The organism is Marivirga tractuosa DSM 4126 (assembly GCF_000183425.1).
In the GTDB taxonomy this organism is placed as follows: domain Bacteria; phylum Bacteroidota; class Bacteroidia; order Cytophagales; family Cyclobacteriaceae; genus Marivirga; species Marivirga tractuosa.
Map to the genome: position 1 here is coordinate 3,579,098 of NC_014759.1, position 24,690 is coordinate 3,603,787.

At 36.6% G+C, this 24,690-nt stretch carries 34 protein-coding genes; all 34 read left to right on the plus strand.

Features of this window, described 5'->3' with window-relative positions:
- The first annotated feature begins 30 nt into the window (after window positions 1-30).
- The 34 genes from rplL (at window position 31) to rpsD (ending at window position 24,678) form a co-directional block, all read left to right on the plus strand.
- A complete protein-coding gene (rplL, locus tag FTRAC_RS15130) occupies window positions 31-408 on the plus strand; it encodes a 50S ribosomal protein L7/L12 (RefSeq protein ID WP_013455143.1) in 378 nt (125 codons plus the stop codon).
- A gap of 172 nt (window positions 409-580) precedes the next feature.
- Window positions 581-4,453: a DNA-directed RNA polymerase subunit beta gene (gene rpoB, locus FTRAC_RS15135; RefSeq protein WP_013455144.1), complete on the plus strand. Its 3,873-nt coding sequence runs from the start codon at window positions 581-583 to the stop codon at window positions 4,451-4,453.
- A gap of 51 nt (window positions 4,454-4,504) precedes the next feature.
- Window positions 4,505-8,803 (plus strand): DNA-directed RNA polymerase subunit beta', encoded by a 4,299-nt coding sequence (gene rpoC / locus FTRAC_RS15140; RefSeq protein ID WP_013455145.1) that lies wholly within the window; start codon window positions 4,505-4,507, stop codon window positions 8,801-8,803.
- 33 nt (window positions 8,804-8,836) lie between these two features.
- Entirely contained in the window at window positions 8,837-9,163 is a 327-nt protein-coding gene (locus FTRAC_RS15145; protein ID WP_013455146.1) for a DUF3467 domain-containing protein, read from the plus strand.
- A gap of 126 nt (window positions 9,164-9,289) precedes the next feature.
- Window positions 9,290-9,664, plus strand: coding sequence for a 30S ribosomal protein S12 (rpsL, locus tag FTRAC_RS15150; RefSeq protein WP_013455147.1), 375 nt, complete (start codon window positions 9,290-9,292; stop codon window positions 9,662-9,664).
- Between the two features lie 6 nt (window positions 9,665-9,670).
- Complete coding sequence (gene rpsG / locus FTRAC_RS15155) at window positions 9,671-10,138, plus strand: 30S ribosomal protein S7 (RefSeq protein ID WP_013455148.1); 468 nt, start codon at window positions 9,671-9,673, stop codon at window positions 10,136-10,138.
- A gap of 11 nt (window positions 10,139-10,149) precedes the next feature.
- The gene (gene fusA / locus FTRAC_RS15160; protein WP_013455149.1) at window positions 10,150-12,267 is read left to right on the plus strand and encodes an elongation factor G; all 2,118 of its coding nucleotides are present in this window, start codon (window positions 10,150-10,152) and stop codon (window positions 12,265-12,267) included.
- A gap of 9 nt (window positions 12,268-12,276) precedes the next feature.
- Window positions 12,277-12,582, plus strand: coding sequence for a 30S ribosomal protein S10 (gene rpsJ, locus FTRAC_RS15165; protein WP_013455150.1), 306 nt, complete (start codon window positions 12,277-12,279; stop codon window positions 12,580-12,582).
- A 178-nt stretch (window positions 12,583-12,760) separates the two neighbouring features.
- A complete protein-coding gene (gene rplC / locus FTRAC_RS15170) occupies window positions 12,761-13,399 on the plus strand; it encodes a 50S ribosomal protein L3 (RefSeq protein WP_013455151.1) in 639 nt (212 codons plus the stop codon).
- A gap of 2 nt (window positions 13,400-13,401) precedes the next feature.
- Entirely contained in the window at window positions 13,402-14,028 is a 627-nt protein-coding gene (gene rplD / locus FTRAC_RS15175; RefSeq protein WP_013455152.1) for a 50S ribosomal protein L4, read from the plus strand.
- 5 nt (window positions 14,029-14,033) lie between these two features.
- Window positions 14,034-14,321, plus strand: coding sequence for a 50S ribosomal protein L23 (rplW, locus tag FTRAC_RS15180; protein ID WP_013455153.1), 288 nt, complete (start codon window positions 14,034-14,036; stop codon window positions 14,319-14,321).
- 11 nt (window positions 14,322-14,332) lie between these two features.
- Window positions 14,333-15,154, plus strand: a complete 822-nt coding sequence (gene rplB / locus FTRAC_RS15185) for a 50S ribosomal protein L2 (protein ID WP_013455154.1) — start codon at window positions 14,333-14,335, stop codon at window positions 15,152-15,154.
- Window positions 15,155-15,157: 3 nt separating this feature from the next.
- A complete protein-coding gene (gene rpsS / locus FTRAC_RS15190) occupies window positions 15,158-15,436 on the plus strand; it encodes a 30S ribosomal protein S19 (protein ID WP_013455155.1) in 279 nt (92 codons plus the stop codon).
- Window positions 15,436-15,822: a 50S ribosomal protein L22 gene (gene rplV / locus FTRAC_RS15195; RefSeq protein ID WP_013455156.1), complete on the plus strand. Its 387-nt coding sequence runs from the start codon at window positions 15,436-15,438 to the stop codon at window positions 15,820-15,822. The genes rpsS and rplV overlap by 1 nt, the downstream gene beginning before the upstream one ends.
- A 2-nt stretch (window positions 15,823-15,824) precedes the next feature.
- On the plus strand, window positions 15,825-16,559 hold the full coding sequence (rpsC, locus tag FTRAC_RS15200; protein ID WP_013455157.1) for a 30S ribosomal protein S3: 735 nt from the start codon (window positions 15,825-15,827) through the stop codon (window positions 16,557-16,559).
- 29 nt (window positions 16,560-16,588) lie between these two features.
- Complete coding sequence (rplP, locus tag FTRAC_RS15205; RefSeq protein ID WP_013455158.1) at window positions 16,589-17,020, plus strand: 50S ribosomal protein L16; 432 nt, start codon at window positions 16,589-16,591, stop codon at window positions 17,018-17,020.
- The gene (gene rpmC / locus FTRAC_RS15210) at window positions 17,017-17,211 is read left to right on the plus strand and encodes a 50S ribosomal protein L29 (RefSeq protein WP_013455159.1); all 195 of its coding nucleotides are present in this window, start codon (window positions 17,017-17,019) and stop codon (window positions 17,209-17,211) included. The genes rplP and rpmC overlap by 4 nt, the downstream gene beginning before the upstream one ends.
- Before the next feature lie 8 nt (window positions 17,212-17,219).
- On the plus strand, window positions 17,220-17,474 hold the full coding sequence (rpsQ, locus tag FTRAC_RS15215; protein ID WP_013455160.1) for a 30S ribosomal protein S17: 255 nt from the start codon (window positions 17,220-17,222) through the stop codon (window positions 17,472-17,474).
- A 2-nt stretch (window positions 17,475-17,476) separates the two neighbouring features.
- Window positions 17,477-17,845 carry a 50S ribosomal protein L14 gene (rplN, locus tag FTRAC_RS15220; protein ID WP_013455161.1) on the plus strand — a complete coding sequence of 123 codons (369 nt, stop codon included), beginning with the start codon at window positions 17,477-17,479 and terminating at the stop codon, window positions 17,843-17,845.
- Window positions 17,846-17,849: 4 nt separating this feature from the next.
- Complete coding sequence (gene rplX / locus FTRAC_RS15225) at window positions 17,850-18,197, plus strand: 50S ribosomal protein L24 (RefSeq protein ID WP_013455162.1); 348 nt, start codon at window positions 17,850-17,852, stop codon at window positions 18,195-18,197.
- On the plus strand, window positions 18,190-18,747 hold the full coding sequence (gene rplE / locus FTRAC_RS15230) for a 50S ribosomal protein L5 (protein ID WP_013455163.1): 558 nt from the start codon (window positions 18,190-18,192) through the stop codon (window positions 18,745-18,747). Before rplX ends, rplE begins: the two co-directional genes overlap by 8 nt.
- Window positions 18,748-18,749: 2 nt before the next feature.
- Window positions 18,750-19,019, plus strand: a complete 270-nt coding sequence (gene rpsN, locus FTRAC_RS15235; RefSeq protein WP_013455164.1) for a 30S ribosomal protein S14 — start codon at window positions 18,750-18,752, stop codon at window positions 19,017-19,019.
- A 91-nt stretch (window positions 19,020-19,110) separates the two neighbouring features.
- Window positions 19,111-19,509 (plus strand): 30S ribosomal protein S8, encoded by a 399-nt coding sequence (gene rpsH / locus FTRAC_RS15240; protein ID WP_013455165.1) that lies wholly within the window; start codon window positions 19,111-19,113, stop codon window positions 19,507-19,509.
- A 9-nt stretch (window positions 19,510-19,518) separates the two neighbouring features.
- The gene (rplF, locus tag FTRAC_RS15245) at window positions 19,519-20,073 is read left to right on the plus strand and encodes a 50S ribosomal protein L6 (RefSeq protein ID WP_013455166.1); all 555 of its coding nucleotides are present in this window, start codon (window positions 19,519-19,521) and stop codon (window positions 20,071-20,073) included.
- Between the two features lie 8 nt (window positions 20,074-20,081).
- Window positions 20,082-20,432 (plus strand): 50S ribosomal protein L18, encoded by a 351-nt coding sequence (gene rplR, locus FTRAC_RS15250; protein ID WP_013455167.1) that lies wholly within the window; start codon window positions 20,082-20,084, stop codon window positions 20,430-20,432.
- Between the two features lie 4 nt (window positions 20,433-20,436).
- Window positions 20,437-20,955, plus strand: a complete 519-nt coding sequence (rpsE, locus tag FTRAC_RS15255) for a 30S ribosomal protein S5 (RefSeq protein WP_013455168.1) — start codon at window positions 20,437-20,439, stop codon at window positions 20,953-20,955.
- Between the two features lie 5 nt (window positions 20,956-20,960).
- Window positions 20,961-21,143, plus strand: coding sequence for a 50S ribosomal protein L30 (rpmD, locus tag FTRAC_RS15260; RefSeq protein ID WP_013455169.1), 183 nt, complete (start codon window positions 20,961-20,963; stop codon window positions 21,141-21,143).
- Window position 21,144: 1 nt separating this feature from the next.
- Window positions 21,145-21,591 carry a 50S ribosomal protein L15 gene (gene rplO / locus FTRAC_RS15265; RefSeq protein WP_013455170.1) on the plus strand — a complete coding sequence of 149 codons (447 nt, stop codon included), beginning with the start codon at window positions 21,145-21,147 and terminating at the stop codon, window positions 21,589-21,591.
- 1 nt (window position 21,592) lies between these two features.
- Window positions 21,593-22,912 (plus strand): preprotein translocase subunit SecY, encoded by a 1,320-nt coding sequence (secY, locus tag FTRAC_RS15270; protein ID WP_013455171.1) that lies wholly within the window; start codon window positions 21,593-21,595, stop codon window positions 22,910-22,912.
- Window positions 22,913-22,921: 9 nt separating this feature from the next.
- Entirely contained in the window at window positions 22,922-23,140 is a 219-nt protein-coding gene (gene infA, locus FTRAC_RS15275) for a translation initiation factor IF-1 (protein ID WP_013455172.1), read from the plus strand.
- A 7-nt stretch (window positions 23,141-23,147) separates the two neighbouring features.
- Window positions 23,148-23,264, plus strand: coding sequence for a type B 50S ribosomal protein L36 (gene ykgO / locus FTRAC_RS19630; RefSeq protein WP_013455173.1), 117 nt, complete (start codon window positions 23,148-23,150; stop codon window positions 23,262-23,264).
- A 2-nt stretch (window positions 23,265-23,266) separates the two neighbouring features.
- Window positions 23,267-23,644, plus strand: a complete 378-nt coding sequence (gene rpsM, locus FTRAC_RS15280) for a 30S ribosomal protein S13 (protein ID WP_013455174.1) — start codon at window positions 23,267-23,269, stop codon at window positions 23,642-23,644.
- Between the two features lie 10 nt (window positions 23,645-23,654).
- Complete coding sequence (rpsK, locus tag FTRAC_RS15285) at window positions 23,655-24,047, plus strand: 30S ribosomal protein S11 (protein ID WP_013455175.1); 393 nt, start codon at window positions 23,655-23,657, stop codon at window positions 24,045-24,047.
- Between the two features lie 25 nt (window positions 24,048-24,072).
- Window positions 24,073-24,678, plus strand: a complete 606-nt coding sequence (gene rpsD, locus FTRAC_RS15290; RefSeq protein WP_013455176.1) for a 30S ribosomal protein S4 — start codon at window positions 24,073-24,075, stop codon at window positions 24,676-24,678.
- The last annotated feature ends 12 nt before the right edge of the window (window positions 24,679-24,690 follow it).

Here is a 24,690-nt window from a genome sequence, read left to right on the forward strand (position 1 = left end):
CAAAATCATTAAAATTTAAATAACACAATCATGGCTGATATCAAAGCAATTGGAGATCAATTAGTAGAATTAACAGTAAAAGAAGTTAATGAACTTGCTGATTACCTAAAAGAAACACACGGTATCGAACCTGCTGCAGCAGCAGCGCCTGTAATGGCAGCTGGTGGTGCTGGCGGAGGAGACGCAGCGGAAGAAAAAACATCTTTTGATGTTGTTTTAACTTCTGCAGGTGCTGCTAAATTACAAGTTGTTAAAGCTGTTAAAGAATTGACAGGTTTAGGCTTGAAAGAAGCAAAAGAATTAGTTGACGGTGCTCCTAAAGCAGTAAAAGAAGGAGTAGCTAAAGACGAAGCAGAGGCGCTTAAAAAGCAACTTGAAGAAGCTGGAGCAGAAGTTGAATTAAAGTAATAGGTTGATCCTGAAAGGGTTAACTGATTTCTGCCCAAGAAATTAGGCCTGGTCCCCGATAATGTTTTTTCATTATCGGGGTCAGGTCTTTTCCTGTTTGTACTAATTTATGAAGCAGGATAGTGCTATTAAGCACTTTTAAGAATTACAAAAACTTTAAATATTCAGAGCCTTGGCTAATATAAATCAATCTGAAAGAATCAATTTCTCGTCAATTAAAACAGTAATTGATTACCCTGATTTCCTTGATGTTCAACTCCAATCTTTCCAGGATTTTTTCCAATTGGAAACTCCCGCTGAAAAAAGAGCTGAAGAAGGAATTTTTAAAGTATTTCAAGAAAACTTTCCAATCTCTGACTCCAGAGAGAATTTCGTTTTGGAATTTGTTGACTATCTTGTAGATCCACCAAAATATGATATTGATGGATGTATTGATAGAGGGTTAACTTATTCTGTTCCTTTGAAAGCAAAACTACGTTTGATTTGCAATGATGAGGATAATGAAGACTTTGAAACCATTGAGCAAGAGGTGTTTTTAGGGAACATCCCCTACATGACCGAAAAAGGCTCATTTATCATTAATGGGGCTGAACGTGTAATTGTTTCGCAATTGCACAGATCTCCAGGTGTTTTCTTTGCTCAAAGTAAGCACACAAACGGAACGAAATTGTATTCAGCAAGAATTATTCCTTTCAAGGGTTCTTGGATTGAATTTGCTACCGATGTGAACAATGTCATGTATGCTTACATCGACAGAAAGAAAAAATTCCCGGTAACTACTTTGTTACGTGCCATCGGTTATGGTTCTGATAAAGACATTTTAGATCTCTTCAATCTTTCCGAAGAAGTTGATGGAACTAAAGCAGCATTGAAAAAAGTGATCGGAAGAAAGCTTGCAGCTAGAGTTCTTAAAACTTGGACGGAGGATTTCGTGGATGAAGATACTGGTGAAGTGGTATCTATCGACAGAAACGAAGTGCTTTTAGAAAGAGATTCTGTTATTGAAGAAGAAGATATAGACTTAATTATAGATGCAGGTGTTAAATCCATCATTCTTCACAGAACTGATGTGAATATCACTGATTACAGCATTGTATATAATACTCTACAAAAGGATAACTCTAACTCTGAAAAAGAAGCGGTAGAACAAATTTACCGTCAATTGAGAAATACAGAGGCTCCTGATGAAGCAACAGCAAGAGAAATTATTCAAAATCTTTTCTTCTCAGAGAAAAGATATGACTTAGGTGAAGTTGGTAGATATAGAATCAATAAAAAATTAGGTTTAGATATTGATGCTGAAACTAAGGTATTGACTAAAGTGGATATCATCCACATAGTGAAATACCTTATCGGTTTGATTAACTCCAAAGCTATTGTTGATGATATCGATCACTTAAGTAATAGAAGAGTTAGAACAGTAGGGGAGCAGTTATATGCTCAGTTTGGTGTTGGTTTAGCTAGAATGGCTAGAACAATCCGTGAAAGAATGAACGTTAGAGATAATGAGGACTTTAAGCCTGTTGATTTGATCAACGCTAGAACCTTGTCTTCAGTGATTAATTCATTCTTTGGAACGAACCAGCTATCTCAGTTTATGGATCAAACGAATCCTTTATCTGAGGTAACTCACAAAAGAAGAATGTCAGCCTTAGGGCCTGGTGGTCTTTCCAGAGAGCGTGCTGGTTTTGAGGTTCGTGATGTTCATTATACGCACTACGGTAGATTATGTACTATTGAAACTCCTGAAGGTCCAAACATTGGTTTGATATCTTCATTATGTGTTCACGCCAAAGTAAACGGTATGGGATTCATTGAAACTCCATACAGAAAAGTTGAAGGTGGTAAAGTGGACATGAGTGGTAATGTACTTTATCTTACTGCCGAAGAAGAAGATGATCATAACATTGCTCAGGCAAATGCCCCTATTGATGATTCAGGTAAGTATCTTAACGATAGAGTTAAAGCTAGATTTGAAGGTGATTTCCCAGTATTAGAGCCAAAAGAGCTTTCTTACATGGATATTGCACCTAACCAAATTGTATCGGTTGCAGCTTCAATGATTCCATTCTTGGAGCATGATGATGCAAACAGGGCATTGATGGGATCAAACATGCAGCGTCAAGCAGTTCCATTATTGAGACCTGAGGCACCTATTGTAGGTACAGGTCTTGAAGGAAGAGTTGCTAGAGACTCTAGATCAATGATTGTAGCAGAAAAGGATGGAGTTGTTGTTTTTGTAGATGCTACAAAAATTGTCGTGAAATACGACATGAATGAGGAAGAGGAATTAGTTTCTTTCGAAGATGATGAGAGGGTTTATGATCTAATCAAATTTAGAAGAACTAACCAAAATACAACGATTAACCTTAGACCACTTGTTTACAAAGGGGATAAAGTTAAGAAAGGTCAAATTCTTTGTGATGGTTATGCAACTGAAAAAGGTGAATTAGCTATCGGTCGTAACATGAAAGTGGCATTTATGCCATGGCAAGGTTATAACTTTGAGGATGCGATTGTAATCTCTGAAAGGGTTGTAAGAGAAGATATATTTACTTCTATTCACATTGAAGAATTTGAATTAGAAGTTAGAGATACTAAAAGAGGAGAGGAAGAATTAACTTCTGAAATACCAAATGTTAGTGAAGAGGCTGTTAAAAATCTTGATGAAAACGGTATCATCAGAACTGGTACCGAAATCAAAGAGGGTGACATCCTAATTGGTAAAATCACTCCTAAAGGTGAAACTGATCCAACTCCAGAAGAAAAGCTACTAAGAGCAATTTTCGGTGATAAAGCTGGTGACGTAAAAGATGCTTCAATGAAAGCTTCTCCATCTTTAAGAGGTGTTGTAATTGATACCAAGCTTTTTGCTAGACATAAAAAGGATAAAGACGGAAGAGCTGATGCTAAGAAAGAAGTAGAAGTATTAGCTAAAGAATATAGCCGTCAATTATTGAAATTAAGAAATCTTAAGATCGAAAAATTAGCTACTTTGCTAGAAGGTAAAACATGTCAAGGAATCAAACACAAGTTTGGTGACGAGATCATGAGCAAAGGAGTAAAATTCACTCAGAATAACATTGAAAAGAACTTATTCCCTGAGAAGAATATCTACAGAGATGAAAGTAACTACAATGTTCCAGAAGAAGTGAATTTGATTTCTGATTTGATTTTGGATAACTGGACGAATGATGAGAACACTAATAAACTTATAGTTGATCTAGTTAGAAATTATAATAAAAGAAGAAACGAAATAGCAGGTAAATTCAAGAGGGAAAGATTCACTATTGAGGTAGGGGATGAATTGCCAGCAGGTATCGTTCAATTGGCTAAAGTTTATGTTGCTAAGAAACGTAAATTGAAAGTTGGAGATAAAATGGCGGGTCGTCACGGAAACAAAGGTGTTGTAGCCAAAATAGTTCGTGATGAAGATATGCCATTCTTGGAAGATGGAACACCAGTTGATATCGTATTGAATCCATTAGGTGTACCTTCTAGGATGAACATCGGTCAGATTTATGAAACCGTATTAGGTTGGGCAGGATTAAAATTAGGCAGAAAGTATGCTACTCCAATTTTTGATGGGGCATCTTCTGATGAGGTTTCTGCTGAATTAGCGGAAGCTGGATTGCCTGAATTTGGTAGAACACACTTATATGACGGTTTAACTGGTGATATATTTGATCAGAAAGTTACTGTAGGAGTGATTTACATGCTGAAATTAGGTCACTTAATTGATGACAAGATGCATGCACGTTCTATTGGACCATACTCATTAATTACACAGCAACCATTGGGTGGTAAAGCTCAATTTGGTGGTCAGCGTTTTGGTGAGATGGAGGTTTGGGCATTGGAGGCCTTTGGTGCTTCTCATGTTCTGCAAGAGATTCTTACAATCAAATCAGATGATGTGATTGGTAGAGCTAAAGCCTATGAAGCGATAGTTAAAGGTGAAAATATGGGTAAACCAAATATTCCAGAGTCATTCAACGTATTGGTTCACGAATTAAGAGGTTTAGCGTTAGAAATCACTTTAGACTAATTTCAATTGTTTTATCGGGGCTTTAACCGGCCCCATTTAGATACATTTATTATGGCGTTCAAAAAAAATAAAAAAATCAACACTGACTTTTCTAAAATCACCATTAGTTTGGCTTCTCCAGAATCTATTTTGGAAAGCTCTCATGGTGAAGTCACTCAGCCTGAAACCATTAATTACCGAACTTATAAGCCGGAAATGGGTGGTTTATTCTGCGAAAGAATATTTGGGCCTGTTAAAGACTGGGAATGTCATTGTGGAAAATATAAAAGAATCAGATACAAAGGCATCATTTGCGATAGGTGCGGTGTTGAAGTAACTGAGAAAAAAGTTCGTAGAGAGAGAATGGGCCATATCGAATTGGTTGTGCCTGTAGCTCATATTTGGTATTTCAAGTCTTTACCGAACAAAATCGGATATCTTTTAGGCTTACCAACCAAAAAGCTTGATCAGATCATCTATTACGAAAGATATGTAGTAATCCAGCCAGGTACTAAAGAAGAAGACGGAATAGCGTACATGGATTTCCTAACGGAAGATGAGTATTTAGATATTTTGGATAAGCTTCCTGCAGAAAATCAGAAGTTAGACGATGACGATCCAAACAAATTCATCGCCAAAATGGGTGCTGAAGCGTTGGATATGTTATTAGCTAGAATCCAACTGGATGAACTTTCTTACGAATTAAGACATCAAGCGGCTACGGATACTTCTCAACAAAGAAAAGCAGAAGCTTTAAAAAGATTGAGAGTAGTAGAAGCTTTCCGTGATGCTAGAACAAGAATTGAAAACCGTCCGGAATGGATGATTATCAGAATGGTGCCAGTTATTCCACCGGAATTGAGACCTTTAGTGCCTCTTGATGGTGGTAGATTTGCTACTTCTGACTTAAATGATTTATATAGAAGAGTTATTATCAGAAACAATCGTTTGAAACGGTTGATCGATATCAAAGCTCCTGAAGTTATCCTTAGAAATGAGAAAAGGATGTTACAGGAAGCAGTTGATTCTTTGTTTGATAACTCTAGAAAAGTAAATGCAGTAAGATCTGATGGAAACAGAGCCCTGAAATCACTTTCAGATATGCTGAAAGGGAAACAAGGTAGATTCCGTCAAAACTTATTAGGTAAAAGGGTTGATTATTCTGGTCGTTCAGTAATTGTTGTAGGACCTGAATTGAAAATGCACGAATGTGGCTTGCCTAAGAATATGGCAGCTGAGCTTTTTAAACCTTTTATTATTAGAAAATTAATCGAAAGGGGAATTGTTAAAACTGTTAAGTCTGCTAAAAAGATTGTTGACAGAAAAGACCCTGTGGTTTGGGATATTTTGGAGAACGTAATGAAAGGACATCCTGTGTTATTAAACAGGGCTCCAACACTTCACCGTTTAGGTATCCAAGCTTTCCAACCAAAATTGATTGAAGGTAAAGCAATTCAGTTACACCCATTAGCGTGTACTGCTTTTAATGCCGATTTTGATGGTGACCAAATGGCGGTTCACGTTCCACTAGGGCATGAAGCGATATTGGAAGCTTCAACTTTAATGCTTTCTTCTCATAATATATTAAATCCGGCTAACGGAGCACCTATTACTGTACCTTCACAGGATATGGTTTTGGGTCTCTATTATGTTTCTAAAGGAAGAAAATCTACCAAAGAAGAACCAGTATTAGGTGAAGGTAAGAGATTTTACAGCTCAGAAGAAGTAATTATTGCTATCAATGAGAAGCAACTTTCTAAGCACGCCAATATTAAGTTAAGAACTAAGGTTCGTGATGCGGATGGTGAATTGGAAACAAAAATTATTGATACTGTAGCCGGACGAGTAATATTTAATGAAAGTGTGCCTGAAGAGGTGGGTTACATCGATCAATTATTAACTAAGAAGAATCTTCAAGGTATAATTGCCCACGTGTATAAGCTAGCAGGATCTGCTAAAACAGCTAATTTCTTAGATAACATCAAGGAATTAGGATTTCAGATGGCTTATAAAGGTGGTCTTTCAATGGGACTTGGCGATATTATGGTTCCTGAAGTTAAAGATACTTTAGTGGAGCAAGCTAAAGAAGAGGTTGATGCAGTTTGGAATAATTACTTGATGGGTCTTATCACTGATAATGAGCGTTATAATCAGGTAATTGATATTTGGACTAGAATCAACTCTCAATTGACTAATACCTTGATGCAACAATTAGAAGAGGATAATCAAGGTTTTAATTCTATCTATATGATGATGCACTCGGGAGCCCGTGGTTCAAGAGAGCAAATTCGTCAGCTGGGTGGTATGAGAGGGTTGATGGCTAAGCCACAGAAAAACCTTGCAGGCTCAGTAGGAGGTATTATTGAAAACCCAATTTTATCTAACTTCCGTGAAGGATTAGATGTTATTGAGTACTTTATCTCTACTCACGGTGCTAGAAAAGGTCTTGCCGATACTGCACTGAAAACTGCCGATGCGGGTTACTTAACCAGAAGACTTGTTGACGTTGCACAAGATGTTGTAGTAAACGATGTTGATTGTGGAACTTTGAGAGGATTGAATGTTTCAGCATTAAAAGATAATGATGAAATAGTAGAGTCATTAGCTGAGCGTATCCTGGGTAGAGTGAGTGTGCATGATGTGTATCATCCACAAACAGAAGAATTAATAGTTTCGTCAGGTGAAACAATCACTGATGAGATTTGTGATAAAATAGATGAAGCTTTAATAGAAGAAGTTGAAATCAGATCTGTATTAACTTGTGAAACTCGTCAAGGAGTGTGTAGCAAGTGTTATGGTAGAAACTTAGCAACCTCTAAGATTGCTCAAAAAGGTGATTCAGTTGGTGTAATTGCAGCACAGTCAATTGGTGAGCCAGGTACTCAGTTAACATTGAGAACCTTCCACGTTGGGGGTACGGCCTCTAACATTGCTGTTGAAGCTACAATTAAAGCTAAAACTGCTGGTATCGTAGAATTCGAAGATTTGAGAGCAATCCAATCTACCGATGATGAAGGTGAGTCAAGAACAGTTGTAATGGGAAGATCTGGTGAAATCAAGATCATCGATCCAAAAAGCAAAAAGGTATTGATGAGTAATCACGTTCCTTACAGTGCCACACTGAAAGTTAAAGAAGGAGAAAAAGTTGATAAAGATCAGGAATTATGTTTCTGGGATCCTTATAATGCTGTAATTCTCTCTGAATTTGAAGGAGTTACTGAATTCGAAAGTATTGAAGAAGGTGTTACTTACAAAGAAGAATCTGATGAACAAACAGGACACAGAGAGAAGGTTATTATCGATACAAAAGATAAGACCAAGAACCCTGCTGTTATTGTAAATACAAAAGGTCAAGATCCTAAAACTTATAATATTCCTGTAGGTGCTCACTTGTCAGTTGACGAAGGGGCTACCATCAAACCAGGACAGATTTTGGCTAAGATTCCTCGATCAACAAGTAAATCTAAAGATATTACAGGGGGTCTTCCTCGAGTAACGGAATTATTTGAAGCAAGAAATCCTTCAAATCCAGCAGTAGTATCTGAGATTGATGGTGTTGTGACTTTTGGAGGTATCAAGAGAGGTAACAGAGAGATTTTCATTGAATCTAAGGATGGTGTTAAGAAAAGATACTTAGTTTCTCTATCTAAGCACATTCTAGTTCAAGATAATGACTTTGTAAAAGCAGGTTATGCGCTATCTGATGGTGCTACTACGCCTTCTGATATCTTGTCTATTAAAGGGCCGACTGCTGTTCAGGAGTATATTGTAAATGAAATTCAGGAAGTTTATCGATTACAAGGTGTGAAGATCAATGATAAACACATCGAAGTTATCGTTAGACAAATGATGCAGAAGGTTCAAGTGTTAGAGTCTGGTGACACCACTTTCTTGCCCAACCAAGTTGTAGACCGCTTTGTATTCAGAGAGGAAAATGATAGAGTGTTGGATATGAAAGTTGTAACCGATGCGGGTGATTCACCTAACTTGAAACCAGGTCAAATCATTTCAGCTAGAAAGTTAAGAGATGAAAATTCTACTTTGAAAAGAAAAGACTTGAAGCTTGTGAAGACAAGAGATGCTGAGCCGGCCGTTTCTAAACCAACGTTGCAAGGTATTACGCAATCATCTTTAGGAACTGAAAGCTTTATTTCAGCTGCGTCATTCCAGGAGACTACAAAAGTGCTAAGCGAAGCCTCAATTAGAGGTAAAGCAGATCATTTGAATGGTCTTAAAGAAAATGTAATTGTTGGGCACTTAATCCCTGCAGGTACTGGATTGACTGACTGGAGTGAAATGATTGTTGGCTCTAAAGATGAGCTTGATAGCATGAAGGAAAGTAAAGTAAAAGAAGAAAAGACTGAAGCTTAATTCAGTCTTTTTTAAATTATAAATCCAATAATAATGGAGGAAAAAAAAGGTAATAAGAAACAACAAAACCAAATCAATATTGAACTGCCTGATGATGTAGCGGAAGGAGTTTATGCAAATTTGGCAATGGTTGCGCACTCAAACAGTGAATTTGTGATTGACTTCATCAGGTTGATGCCTGGTGTGCCAAAAGCAAAGGTGAAATCTAGAGTTGTAGTAACTCCAGAGCATGCCAAAAGGCTGTTGAATGCTTTAAAGGACAATATTAGTAAGTATGAAAATAATTTTGGTCCAATAAAGCAGTCCGAGGAATCGCCTAAATTCCCTATGAATTTTGGTTCAAATGTTGGAGAAGCTTAAGCTTATTCCTTATAAATTAGGACTTTGTGAAAATAATTAATCAGATGTGTTTGGATAATGCATCTGATTTTTTACCTTTGCAGTCCTAAAAATCTCAAGTAGTAATAGAAGATAAAGTTATAATAAATGCCTACTATACAACAATTAGTTAAAAAGGGTAGAAAGAAATTGACTTCAAAGTCAAAATCTCCTGCTTTGGATTCTTGCCCACAAAGAAGGGGTGTATGTACTCGTGTTTATACCACCACTCCAAAAAAGCCAAACTCAGCAATGAGAAAAGTGGCTAGGGTTAGGTTGACCAATCAAAAAGAAGTGAACGCTTATATCCCAGGTGAAGGTCACAACCTTCAAGAGCATTCTATAGTGTTAATCAGGGGTGGAAGAGTGAAAGATTTGCCTGGTGTGAGATATCACATCATTAGAGGCGCATTGGATACTGCCGGTGTAAATGGGCGTACTCAAAGAAGATCAAAATATGGAGCAAAAAGACCTAAGAAATAAAGAACGATGAGGAAAGCAAAACCTAAAAAACGATATATTCTTCCAGATCCTAAATTTGGAGATACCTTAGTTACAAAATTTGTTAACTATTTAATGGTAGACGGAAAGAAAAGTATTGCCTACAGCATTTTTTATGAAGCCTTAGAAATGGCAGAAGAAAAAACAAAGGAGAATGGATTAGAAGTTTGGAAAAAAGCTTTATCTAATATTTCTCCTGCAGTTGAGGTGAAAAGTAGAAGAGTTGGTGGGGCTACATTCCAAGTACCTCTTGAAGTTCGTCCTGAAAGAAAAGTATCTCTTGGGATTAAGTGGATGATTACTTTCGCAAGAAAAAGAGGTGAAAAAACCATGACAGAACGTTTAGCTGGTGAAATCATCGCTGCTTCCAAAGGTGAAGGAGCTGCTATCAAAAAGAAAGATGATACGCACCGTATGGCTGAAGCAAATAAAGCATTTTCTCATTTTAGATTTTAATAGCTAGTATAATGGCAAGAGATCTCAGACTAACACGTAATATAGGTATCGCAGCACATATCGATGCCGGAAAAACTACTACTACTGAAAGGATTTTATACTATACAGGTGTAAGTCACAAATTAGGTGAAGTTCATGATGGTGCGGCCACTATGGACTGGATGGAGCAGGAGCAAGAAAGAGGTATCACTATTACTTCAGCTGCTACTACTGTATTCTGGCCTTATAAAGATGAAGAATATCATATTAACATTATCGATACTCCAGGTCACGTTGATTTTACTGTTGAGGTAAATAGATCTTTAAGAGTTTTAGATGGTTTAGTTTTCTTATTTAGTGCGGTTGATGGTGTTGAACCTCAATCAGAAACTAACTGGAGACTAGCAGATAATTATAATGTTTCGAGAATCGGTTTCGTAAACAAAATGGACCGTGATGGCGCTGACTTCTTAAATGTTTGTCGTCAGGTGAAGGAAATGTTAGGTACTAAAGCAGTTCCATTACAACTACCTATTGGTGCAGAAGGTAACTTCAAAGGAGTTGTCGACCTTGTAGAGATGAAGGCAGCTGTATGGAATGAAGAAGATAACGGTATGACCTGGGAAGAGGTAGAAATACCTGCTGATATGCAAGATGAGGTGAACGAATATCGTGAGCACTTACTTGAATCAGTTGCAGAGTATGACGAATCCTTAATGGAAAAATACTTTGAAGATCCAGAATCTATAAGTAAAGATGAAGTGATCGCTGCTTTAAGAGCTGCTACATTAGATTTGGCTTTTGTGCCAATGCTTTGTGGCTCTGCCTTCAAGAATAAAGGTGTTCAAACTTTATTAAACTATGTAATGGAACTTTTACCTTCTCCATTGGATAGAGATAAAATTGTAGGAACTAATCCTGATAATGACGAGCCAACATCTAGAAAGCCAACTTCAGATGATCCATTTGCAGCATTAGCATTTAAAATTGCTACAGACCCATTTGTAGGGCGTCTATGTTTCGTAAGATCGTATTCTGGTACATTGGATTCTGGTTCGTATGTTTTTAATACGAGAACCAATAAAAAAGAAAGAATTTCTAGAATCTTTCAAATGCACGCTAACAAGCAAAACCAAATTGATACACTTCATGCTGGTGATATTGCTGCAGTTGTAGGATTTAAAGATATCAAAACGGGGGATACGCTTTGTAACGAGAAACATAAAATCGTTTTAGAATCAATGGTTTTCCCTGAGCCTGTTATCGGTTACGCTATTGAGCCAAAAACTCAAGCTGATGTTGATAAAATGGGGATGGCAATCGCTAAATTAGTGGAAGAAGATCCAACTCTGCAAGTGAATACTGATGAAGAAACTGGTCAAACAATCCTTAGAGGTATGGGAGAGTTGCACTTGGATATCATCATGGATCGTTTGAAAAGAGAATTTAAAGTTGATATTAATCAAGGTGCTCCACAGGTTGCATATAAAGAAGCTATCACTAATTTGGTAGATCACAAAGAGGTTTATAAGAAGCAATCTGGTGGTAAAGGTAAATTCGCTGATATCGTATTTAAGTTATCTCCAGCTGAACCAGATGAAAAAGGTGAAATCCAACCTGGTTTACAATTTGATAATAAAATTACTGGTGGGGTAATTCCTAAGGAATTTATTCCAGCAATTCAAAAAGGATTTACTGAGGCTATGTCAAATGGTCCTTTAGCTGGATACCCAATTGAAGCAATGAAAGTGGAATTGTACCATGGTAGTTTCCACGATGTCGATTCAGATGCTTTATCTTTTGAGTTGGCAGCAAGAATTGGTTTTAAAGAGGCTGCTAAAAAGGCGGGACCTCAATTGTTAGAGCCAGTTATGAAAGTAGAAGTACTTACTCCGGAAGAATATACCGGACCTGTTACAGGTGATTTAAATAAAAGAAGAGGCTTGATGAAGGGGATGGATCCTAAAGGCGCAGCGCAAGTAATTAGAGCTGACGTTCCATTGTCTGAATTATTTGGATATGTTACTGACTTAAGAACAATTAGTTCTGGTAGAGCAACTGCATCCTTAACTTTTTCACACTATGACCCAGTTCCTCGAAATATTGCGGATGAAGTAATTGCAAAATCTAAAGGGGAGACTGTTAAATAATTAGGAATCATGAATCAGAAAATAAGAATAAAGTTAAAATCATACGATCACAATTTGGTAGACAAGTCTTCTGAGAAAATTGTGAGAGCTGTAAAAACAACAGGTGCAGTAGTGAGTGGCCCAATTCCTTTGCCTACTGAGAAAGAAATTTTTACAGTATTGCGTTCTCCTCACGTGAACAAGAAATCTCGTGAGCAATATCAACTATGTACTTTTAAGAGACTAGTAGATATTTATTCGAATAGCGCTAAAACAGTTGATGCTTTAATGAAACTTGAGCTTCCAAGTGGAGTTGATGTTGAAATAAAAGTGTAATTGTAGAATATTTAAAATTTGGAAAACCAATGGTCTGGATATCATTGGTTTTTCTTTTTTAGAATTTTGTATTTTTTAATGTTGTAAGTTTTGTAGCTTATAATATTTTACTAACTTTGCAGTCCTTTCGGGAAAAGCTACGGTAAAACCCGTTAAAAGGTTGTTAATCAAATTAATAATGTCTGGAATAATAGGAAAGAAAATCGGAATGACTAGTATCTACGGTGTCGATGGACGAAATGTCGCATGCACGGTGATAGAAGCTGGTCCTTGTGTGGTTACACAAGTAAAAAAAGAGGAAACCGATGGTTATTCTGCTATTCAATTGGGCTATGAAGAGCGCAAGGAGAAGAATACACCAAAAGCATTGCAGGGGCATTTCAAAAATGCTCAAACAACGCCTAAGAAAAAACTAGCTGAGTTTCGTGAATACGAAGGTTATGACACGTTTGTAGACAAGTTCACACTTGGTCAAACAGTAACCATTGGTGATGTTTTTGAAGAAGGTGATTATGTAGATGTTGCAGGTTCTTCAAAAGGTAAAGGATTCCAAGGTGTTGTAAAGCGTCATGGTTTCGGTGGAGTTGGTCAAGCAACTCATGGTCAGCATAATAGACAGAGAGCGCCTGGTTCAATCGGTGGTGCTTCTTATCCGGCAAGAGTATTCCCGGGTATGCGTATGGCAGGTAGAACAGGAGGGGATAGAGTTAAAAACACTAATCTAAGAGTTTTAAAACTTATCCCTGAGAAAAACTTACTATTAGTGAGTGGATCAATACCAGGTGCTAAAAATTCATTTGTAATAATAGAGAAATAAAGATGGAGCTTTCAATTTTAAAACATACAGGCGAAGACACCGGAAGAAAAGTTTCTTTATCGGATGCCATCTTTGATATAGAGCCAAATGATCACGCTATTTATTTAGACGTGAAACAGAAAATGGCTAATGCGAGACAAGGAACGCATAAATCTAAAGAGAGAGCAGAAATTTCTGGTTCAACTAGAAAAATTAAAAAGCAAAAAGGTACTGGTACAGCTCGTGCTGGTAGTATCAAATCACCAATTTTTAAAGGTGGTGGTAGAGTTTTTGGTCCAAGACCGAAAGACTACAGCTTTAAATTAAATAAAAAGTTAAAAGCTGTAGCTAGAAAATCAGCTTTAACTTATAAAGCAAAGGATCAGATGATATCTGTATTAGAAGGGTTTACTTTTAATGAGGTCAAAACCAAAAACTATACAGATATGCTGAATAAATTGTCTTTGGATTCAAAAAAGACACTTTTAGTTCTTCCAGAAGTAGATAAGAATATTGTATTGTCTGGAAGAAATATCAAAAATACGCAAGTAACTACAGTAGATTCATTAAATACATATGATGTACTTCATGCTGACCAGTTACTTTTCGTTGAAGGTTCTTTAGAGAAAATTGAAAACTTATTTAAGTAAAAGATATGAGCGTTTTAATAAAACCACTTGTTACGGAAAAAGTCTCAGCCCTCAACGAAAAAGGTAAATATGGATTTGTTGTAGATATAAATGCTAACAAAATCCAGATTAAAGCTGAGGTTGAAAAAACGTACGGTGTAAATGTAGAGAGCATCAATACTATGAAGTATTTGGGTAAGCAGAAATCTCGTTACACTAAGTCTAGGATTCTTACTGGTAGAAAGCCTAGTTTCAAAAAAGCAATTGTAACTGTAGCAGAAGGAGAGGTAATCGATTTCTACAGCGAAATTTAATGATCTGAAAAATGGCAGTTAAAAAATTAAGACCAGTTACAGCTGGACAAAGATATAGGTTAGCACCGGTTTATACCGAGTTAAGTAAAGTGGCTCCTGAAAAGTCATTGCTTGCTCCAAGTAAGAAATCTGGTGGACGAAATAATTCTGGACGAATGACTATGCGCTACTTAGGTGGTGGTCATAAGCAAAGTTTAAGGATTGTAGACTTTAAAAGGAATAAATTTAACATCCCTGCTAAAGTAGCTACTTTAGAATACGATCCAGGAAGAACGGCTTTTATTGCGTTATTGCATTATGCTGATGGTGAGAAGAGATATATCTTAGCGCCAAACGGATTGAAAGTAGGAGAAACTATTATCTCGGGTAAGGATATTGCCCCTGAGGTAGGAAATGCATTACCATTGTCTAATATACCGTTAGGTACGATCATTCATAATATTGAGATCAAACCTGGTGCTGGTGGCGCTATGTCGAGAAGTGCAGGTTCATATGCACAATTATTGGCTAGAGATGGTAAGTATGCGACATTAAAATTACCTTCTGGTGAGATGAGATTAGTATTAGCAGCTTGTATGGCAACTGTTGGTACTGTTTCAAATGCCGATCACATGATTGTGAAATTAGGTAAGGCAGGTCGTAAACGTTGGTTAGGTCGTAGACCTAGAACAAGAGCGGTTGTTATGAACCCAGTTGATCATCCAATGGGTGGTGGTGAAGGTAAGTCTTCAGGAGGTCACCCAAGATCAAGAAAAGGTTTATTGGCTAAAGGTTTAAAAACCAGAACGCCTAAGAAATATTCCAATAAATTAATTATCGGTAAAAAGAAATAATAGATGGCTAGATCGTTAAAAAAAGGACCTTATATTGACTTTCGTCTTGAGAAGAAGGTTGATACTATGAATGACTCCGGTAAGAAATCGGTTATCAAAACATGGTCAAGAAGATCTATGATTTCTCCTGATTTTGTTGGTCATACTTTTGCAGTACATAATGGAAATAAATTTATTCCTGTTTATGTAACTGAAAACATGGTTGGACACAAACTAGGCGAGTTTTCTCCCACTAGAAACTTCAGGGGTCATATAAATAAAAAAGATAAAGGTAAGAGATAATGGAAGCAATAGCTAAATTAAATAACGTACCTACTTCTCCTCGAAAAATGAGGATGGTAGTGGATCTTATCAGAGGTGAAAAAGTTAACCGTGCTTTGAATATTCTTAAGTTTGAATCTAAGCATGGAGCAGCTAGAGTAGAAAAATTATTGCTTTCTGCAATTGCCAACTGGCAACAAGCAAATCCAGAACTAGATCTTGAAGATGCTGATTTATATGTTAAATCTGTACAGGTTGATGGTGGTAGGGTCTTGAAAAGACTTAGACCTGCTCCTCAGGGTAGAGCTCATAGAATTAGAAAAAGATCAAACCACGTAACTTTGATTGTTGACAGTGCTGCGGATAGAGCGGTATTGGCTGAAACTGATAACGCTGAAAATAAATAACAATGGGACAGAAAGTTAATCCAATAGGTTTTCGATTAGGTATCGTTCGCGGTTGGGAATCCAACTGGTACGGAGGAAAAGGTTTATCTTTTTCTGACAAGTTAATAGAAGATCAAAAAATCAGAGAATATATATTAGCTCGTATTCCAAAAGGTGGAATCTCTAAAATTGTTATCGAAAGAACTTTAAAAAGAATCACTTTAACTGTACACACTGCTAGACCAGGAGTTGTGATCGGTAAAGGTGGTAGTGAAGTTGATAAATTGAAAGAGGAGCTTAAGAAGTTGACCAATAAGGATGTTCAAATCAATATATTTGAAATTAAGCGTCCAGAGTTAGATGCCAAATTAATTGGTGAGTCTATCGGTCAGCAGTTAAAAGCTAGAATATCTTACAGAAGAGCAATGAAGCAAGCAATTGCTTCAGCTATGAGAGTAGGAGCGCAAGGTATAAAGATTAAAGTTTCAGGTCGTTTAGGCGGGGCTGAAATGGCACGTACCGAAATGTATAAAGAAGGTAGAATTCCTTTGCATACATTGAGGGCAGATATCGACTATGAAACAACTCCAGCACATACAATTTATGGAACAATTGGTGTGAAAGTGTGGGTTTTCAAAGGAGAGGTTTTCGGCAAGAGAGACTTGTCGCTTAATGTTGGGGCAGGCGCACCTGGTAATAAAGGTGGTGGCCCGGCTAATAATAGAAGAAGTGAACGTCCTAAAAGAAAGCGTAAATAGGCGCTTTCTTGGTAAAAGATTTTTAGAAAATGTTACAGCCAAAAAGAACAAAATTTAGGAAAAAGCAAAAGGGTAGAGTAAAAGGAATTGCTCAGAGAGGTCATAGAATTGCCTTCGGAAGTTTTGCTTTAAAGTCACTGGAGCCGGGTTGGATTACCAGTAGACAGATAGAGGCAGCAAGGATTGCCATGACTAGAGCAATGAAAAGACAGGGTCAAGTTTGGATTCGTATTTTTCCTGACAAACCGATTACCAAAAAGCCTGCTGAAGTTAGGATGGGTAAAGGTAAAGGTGCTCCAGAATATTGGGTAGCAACCGTTAAGCCTGGAACAATCATGTTTGAAGCTGGAGGTGTATCAATGGCGGATGCCAAAGAGGCACTAAGATTAGCTGCACAGAAATTGCCAGTGAAAACCAAGTTTTCAGTAAGAAGGGATTACTCAGAAAATATAGTATCATGAAAAACGCTGATATTAAAAAATTATCCATTGACGAGCTCAATGAGAATATAAAAGTTGAAGGACAAAAACTTCACAAGTTGAAGTTTGCACACGCAATCTCTCCAATAGAGAATCCTATGCAAATAAGAGATACTCGTAAGAATATTGCTCGTTTGCAGACTGAACTAAGAAGTAAAGTACTTGCTAAATAATTGCTAAGATGGAAAGAAACCTTAGAAAGGAAAGAGTAGGGTTAGTTGTAAGTAACAAAATGGACAAGTCCATTACCGTTTCTGTAGAAAGAAAGGTTAAACACCCTATGTATGGTAAATTCGTAAAGAAAAATACCAAATTCATGGCTCATGATGAGGCTAATGATTGTACAATTGGCGATACCGTCAGAATACAAGAAACTAGACCGATGAGCAAGAATAAAAAATGGAGATTAGTAGAAATCGTAGAAAGAGCTAAATAACCATGATACAACAAGAATCAAGATTAAGTGTTGCGGATAATAGTGGTGCCAAAGAGGTATTATGTATTCGCGTATTGGGCGGTACTAAGAAAAGGTATGCTTCCATTGGTGATAAAGTGATTGTAACTGTTAAGTCTGCTCTTTCTTCAAGTAACTTGAAAAAAGGTACCGTTTCTAGAGCTGTCATCGTACGCACTAAGAAAGAGGTGAGAAGAAAAGATGGTTCTTATATTCGTTTCGAAGATAATGCAGCTGTATTATTGAACCCTAATGATGAGCCAAGAGGTACTCGTATTTTCGGGCCTGTTGCTAGAGAATTGCGTGAAAAGCAATTCATGAAAATTGTTTCTTTAGCACCTGAAGTATTATAATATTATGGAAAGGAGAAAAAATAAACAACAGAAATTTCATATCCGAAAGGGTGATACTGTTAAAGTGATCGCTGGTAACGCCAAAGGTAAAACTGGAACGGTATTGGAAATGATAGGTGAGAAAGATAGAGCTATCGTAGAAGGAGCTAATATTGTAACAAAACATAAAAAGCCTTCTGCTAATAGTCCTCAAGGTGGTATCGATAAAGTTGAAGCACCAATTCACATCAGTAACTTGATGTTGGTTGATCCTGCAACGGGCGATGCAACGAGAACTGGGCGTAAGCTTGACGAAAACGGTAAATTGCAAAGATATTCAAAAAAAACGGGGGAGGTGATCAAAAATGGCTAATCCAAGAATAAAAGATTTATACCTGGGTGAAATAATTCCCGCTTTGAAAGAGAAATTTCAATATAGCTCTGCAATGGAAGTTCCTAAGCTCACAAAAATTGTGATCAACAAAGGAATTGGAGCAGCAACTGCTGATAAAAAATTAGTGGATATAGGAGTTGAGGAATTGACTATGATAACTGGTCAAAAAGCGGTTCCTACTTATGCTAAAAATTCTATTTCGAATTTTAAGTTAAGAGAAGGGATGCCTATTGGAGCTAAAGTTACACTAAGAGGTGAGAAAATGTACGAGTTTTTGGATAGATTATTATCTGTTTCTTTACCTCGTGTACGTGACTTTCAAGGTGTGAAAGATAAAGGCTTTGACGGAAGAGGTAATTATACCCTTGGTGTTAAAGAACAAATTATTTTTCCGGAAATAAGCATTGATAAAGTTTCAACTATTTCCGGTATGGATATTACTTTTGTAACCACTGCAAAAACGGACGAAGAGAGTTTTGAATTATTAAAAGCTTTCGGAATGCCATTTGCCAGTAAAAACAATAAATAATTATGGCTAGAAAAGCAGTAATTGCCAGAGAAAAGAAAAGAGAGAGATTAGTCGCTAAGTATGCAGCCAAAAGAGCTGAGTTAAAAGCAAATGGTGACTATGAGGCTTTAGATAAATTACCAAAAAATGCATCTCCAGTAAGATTACATAACAGATGTAAATTAACTGGTCGTCCTAAGGGATATATGCGAAAATTTGGAATATCAAGGGTAACCTTCCGTGAAATGGCTTCACAAGGTAAAATACCAGGGGTAACCAAAGCAAGTTGGTGATTTTTAATATTTTATTTTTATAAACAAATTAATTTCTTAACTTTGCACGCCTGTTTCGGCAGAGCAACTAGAAATTATAATTAATTAAGAGATGGTAACTGATCCAATAGCTGATTTTCTTACAAGGGTTCGTAATGCTATAAAAGCAAATCACCGAATCGTAGAAGTACCGGCATCAAACTTGAAAAAAAGTATGACCAAAGTACTTCATGAAAAAGGTTATATCCTGAATTATAAATTCGAGGAAGATAACGGACAAGGTAATATTAAGATTGCTTTGAAATATGATCCTGAAACAAAAACTCCAGCTATTTCTAACTTGGAGAGAGTTTCAAAACCAGGGTTGAGAAAATACTCTGATTCTGAAAACTTACCGAGAGTTTTAAATGGTTTAGGTGTTGCGATTATGTCAACTTCTAAGGGAGTTATCACTGATAAAGAAGCTAGAACGCTTAAAGTTGGTGGTGAAGTATTGTGCTACGTATATTAAAGAATAGAAATGTCACGAATAGGTAAAAGTCTTATAAAACTGCCTCAAGATGTAACACTTGAAATTGCTAAGGATAACTTAGTAACAGTAAAGGGTTCTAAAGGTACTTTAACGCAGCAAGTTGATACTGCTATTTCTGTTAAAAATACTGATGGAGTAGTGCAACTAGAAAGAGCTACAGAATCTAAAAGACATAAAGCAATGCACGGTTTGTACAGAGCTTTATTGAATAATATGGTTACTGGAGTATCTGAGGGCTACAAAAAACAATTAGAACTTGTAGGGGTAGGATATAAAGCTACTGTACAGGGTAATATATTGGAGTTAAACGTAGGTTATTCTCACAGTATATTTTTAGGTTTACCTGATGAGGTAAAAGCTTCTGCAGAAACGGTTAAAGGTCAAAATCCTATCGTTACTTTAGAAAGCTTTGATAAACAATTAATTGGTCAAGTAGCTGCAAAAATCAAGTCCTTACGTACTGTTGAACCGTACAAAGGAAAAGGAATTAGGTTTGTGGGTGAACAAGTTAGACGTAAAGCAGGTAAAACTGCCGCTAAATAATATTAAAAATGGCTATTAGTAAACAAGATAGACGAGCTCGAATAAAATTAGGAATTCGTAGAAAGATTTCCGGAACTGCTGAAACACCTCGTTTGACGGTATTTAAAAGTAACCGTGCCATTTACGCACAAGTAATCGATGATTTAAAAGGTCATACTTTAGTTGCTGCAAATTCTTTAGAATTAGGTGCTAAAAGTAATGCTGACATCGATACGGCATCAAAAGTTGGTGAAACACTGGCCGAAAGAGCTAAAGATGCAGGTATCAAATCAATTGTATTTGATAGAGGTGGTTATAGATTTCATGGAAGAGTAAAAGCATTGGCTGACGGTGCTCGTAAAGGTGGCTTAAAATTCTAAAAATATGTCTCAGAGTAATATAAAATCTGTTAGAGCAAGCGAAATCGAACTGAAAGAGAAGGTAGTAGCTATTAAAAGAGTTGCTAAGGTAGTGAAAGGTGGTAGAAGATTTAGCTTCTCTGCAATCGTAGTTGTGGGAGATGGTAATGGTGTTGTTGGTTATGGATTGGGTAAAGCCAATGAGGTAACTGATGCTATTACTAAAGGAATTGATGATGCTAAAAAGAATTTGGTGAAAGTGCCTATTCTTAAAGGTACTGTTCCTCACGAACAAATTGGTAAATATAGTGGTGGTTTCGTATTGGTGAAGCCTGCATCTCCAGGTACTGGGGTGATTGCAGGTGGTGCGATGCGTGCTGTTTTCGAAAGTGCTGGTGTTCACAACGTTTTAGCAAAATCTAAAGGTTCTTCAAATCCGCACAACGTGGTAAAAGCTACTTTTGATGCGCTACTTAAGTTAAGAGATCCTTATACAGTAGCAAAGGATAGAGGAATTGCACTTTCTAATGTATTTAATGGTTAATTACGATGGCTAAGAAAATTAAAGTAACACAAACAAGAAGTGTAATAGGAAGACCAAAAGACCAAAAGTTGACAATTCAAGCTTTAGGTTTAGGTAGAATTAATAAAACTGTGACTAAAGAATCAACTCCTCAAATAGAAGGTATGTTGAGAAAAGTAGATCACTTAGTTAATGTAACTGAAGGATAAGATGAAATTACATACATTAAAACCAGCAGAAGGTTCTATTAAAGATAGAAAGCGTATTGGTAGAGGACAGGGTTCTGGAGCTGCCGGTACTGCAGGAAGAGGTCATAAAGGAGCAAAATCAAGAAGTGGTTATTCTTCAAAACAGGGTTTTGAGGGTGGTCAAATGCCATTGCAAAGAAGAGTTCCAAAATTTGGTTTCAATAACATCAATAGAGTAAGCTACAAGGCGATCAATTTAAGTGATCTTCAAACGCTTCAAGAGAAGTATAGTGTGGATACTATTGATTTAGACTTATTGAAAAGCAAAGGACTTGTTGCTAAAAATGACTTGGTTAAAATTTTAGGAAACGGAACCTTAAAGGCTAAATTGAATGTTACAGCTAATGCATTTTCTAAAACTGCGTTAGAGGCAATCGAGAAAGCTGGAGGAACTGCATCAAAAATATAATATGAATCGTTTTTTTTCTACCATAAAGAATATTTTCTCTATAGAGGAGCTTAGAGATAGAATTTTAAATACCATTGGGTTTTTAATTATTTTCCGATTAGGCTCTTTTGTGGTTTTACCAGGAGTGGATCCTTCTAAATTGTCGGGAGATGCTCAAGGTATATTCGGTCTTTTAGATACCATCTTAGGTGGAGCATTTTCAAATGCATCCATCTTTGCGTTAGGTATAATGCCTTATATTTCTGCAAGTATTGTGATCCAGTTATTAACAGTAGCGGTTCCTTACTTTCAAAAAATGCAGAAGGAAGGGGAATCTGGTAGAAAAAAGATTACTCAAATAACTAGGGTGTTGACAATCGCTATCACCTTTGTTCAAGGTGTTAGTTATGTTGCTGGAACTATTCCAAGTGAGGCAATTATGATGAGTCAAACATTTTTTACCTTCACTTCAGTAATTGTCCTTACAGCTGGTACAATCTTTTGTATGTGGTTAGGAGAGAAAATTACTGATAAAGGTATTGGAAATGGTATTTCTATGTTGATTATGATAGGGATTATTTCTCGTTTCCCTGGTTCGATCGTGGCAGAAGCTATATCTCTAGGAATGAGTGGTTTATTGTTCTTTATTTTAGAGATAGTAGCCTTGTTCTTTGTAGTTATGGTTACTGTTATGTTGGTTCAGGCTACAAGAAGAATACCAGTTCAATATGCTAAGCAGGTTGTAGGCGGAAGAGTTTATGGTGGCCAACGCCAATATATCCCATTAAAGGTGAATGCATCAGGTGTAATGCCTATTATATTTGCCCAGTCACTAATGTTCTTACCTGCTCTATTAGCAAACTTATGGGCGGATGACAGTGATACTGCTGCTTATATTGGGAATGTTTTTTCTGACTTCCAAAGCTGGCAATATAATTTAACATTTGCTTTATTAATAATAGTATTTACTTTCTTATATACGGCTATTACGATTAATCCTAGTCAAATAGCAGATGATATGAAAAGAAATGGTGGTTTCGTTCCAGGTATTAAGCCAGGGAAAGAGACTTCGGATTTTATAGATAATATTTTAACTAAAATTACTTTGCCTGGGTCAATTTACTTAGCATTGATTGCAATATTACCTGCTTTTGTTGCTAGGGCTGGAGTTGGAACTCAATTCTCTCAATTTTTTGGTGGAACATCCCTAATCATTATGGTTGGTGTTATTTTGGATACCTTACAGCAAATTGAGAGTTATTTATTGATGCGTCATTATGAAGGAATGATGAAGTCAGGTAAGGTAAAAGGTAGTTCATCACAAAGAACAGCGGTAGCTTAATTAGTAATTATGGCAAAACAAAGTTCAATAGAGCAAGATGGAACAATAACAGAAGCATTATCAAATGCAATGTTTCGTGTTGAATTAAGTAATGGTCATGAGGTGATAGCTCATATTTCCGGAAAGATGAGAATGAATTATATTAAAATTCTTCCTGGGGATAAAGTGAAGTTGGAGATGTCTCCTTATGATTTAACAAAAGGTAGAATAGTATACAGGTACAAATAAAAAGATTATGAAAGTTAAAGCTTCAATCAAAAAGAGAAGTGTTGATTGTAAAGTAGTCCGAAGAAACGGTAAGCTTTATGTGATCAACAAGAAGAATCCACGTTTCAAACAAAGACAAGGGTAATTATGGCAAGAGTTTCCGGAGTAGATATTCCTGATAATAAAAGGGGAGTTATATCATTGACCTACATTTTTGGTCTTGGTAAAAGTTCATCAGCAAAGATTTTAGAAATGGCTGGTGTTGACGCTGATAAAAAAGTAAGTGATTGGACTGATGACGAAGCAAATAGCATTAGAACAGTCATTAGTGAAAACTTCAAAACAGAAGGTGTTTTAAAATCTGAGGTTCAAATGAGCATCAAAAGGTTATTAGATATCGGATGTTACAGAGGTTTACGTCACAGAAAGGGGCTTCCATTAAGAGGGCAGAGAACTAAAAATAACTCTCGTACTCGTAAGGGAAAAAGGAAGACTATTGCAAATAAAAAGAAAGCTACTAAGTAATCATTAGATCATGGCTCAAAAGAGAAAAGATAAAGCTAAAAAAAGAGTTGTTAATGTTGAAGCTATCGGACAGGCACACATCAGAGCTTCGTTCAATAACATCATCATTTCATTAACAAACTCAACAGGTCAAGTTATTTCCTGGGCATCTGCCGGAAAAATGGGGTTTAAGGGTTCTAAGAAGAACACTCCATACGCTGGACAAGTTGCAGCTCAAAATGCTGCACAGACTGCCTATGATTTAGGTCTTAGGAAAGTTGAAGTATATGTAAAAGGACCTGGCGCAGGAAGAGATTCTGCAATCAGAACTATACAGAATACAGGTATTGAAGTAACGGTGATTAAAGATGTTACTCCATTACCACATAATGGATGTCGTCCACCTAAAAGACGTAGGGTTTAATTCATCGCTTAAGTAATTAAAGAAAATGGCTAGATATAAAGGACCAAAATCCAAAATAGCAAGAAGGTTTAACGAACCAATTTTTGGTGCAAGTAAAGCATTATCCAAAAAAGCTTATCCTCCTGGGCAACATGGCAGAGGAAGACGTAGAAAACAGTCTGAATATGCTATACAGCTTATGGAAAAGCAAAAAGCTAAATACACTTACGGTGTTTTAGAGAAGCAATTTGCTAATTTATTTGATAAAGCTTCTAGAAAGAAAGGTATTACTGGTGAGGTATTACTTCAATTATTGGAAAGCAGATTGGATAACGTAGTTTTTAGATTAGGAATTGCTCCTACTAGAAGAGCTGCTAGACAATTGGTAGGTCACAAACATATTTTGGTAAATGGTGAGATTTTAAATATCCCATCTTACCAAGTAAAAGAAAGTGATGTGATTGGTGTAAGAGAAAAATCTAAATCTCTAGAGGCTATTACTGATAGTCTTTCATCAAATACAGCATCAAAGTATTCTTGGTTAGAATTTGATAAGTCTTCAATGTCAGGGAAATTTGTAAATATTCCTCAAAGAGAAGATATTCCAGAGAATATTAATGAGCAACTAATTGTCGAGTTGTACTCAAAATAAACAGTTAATTTA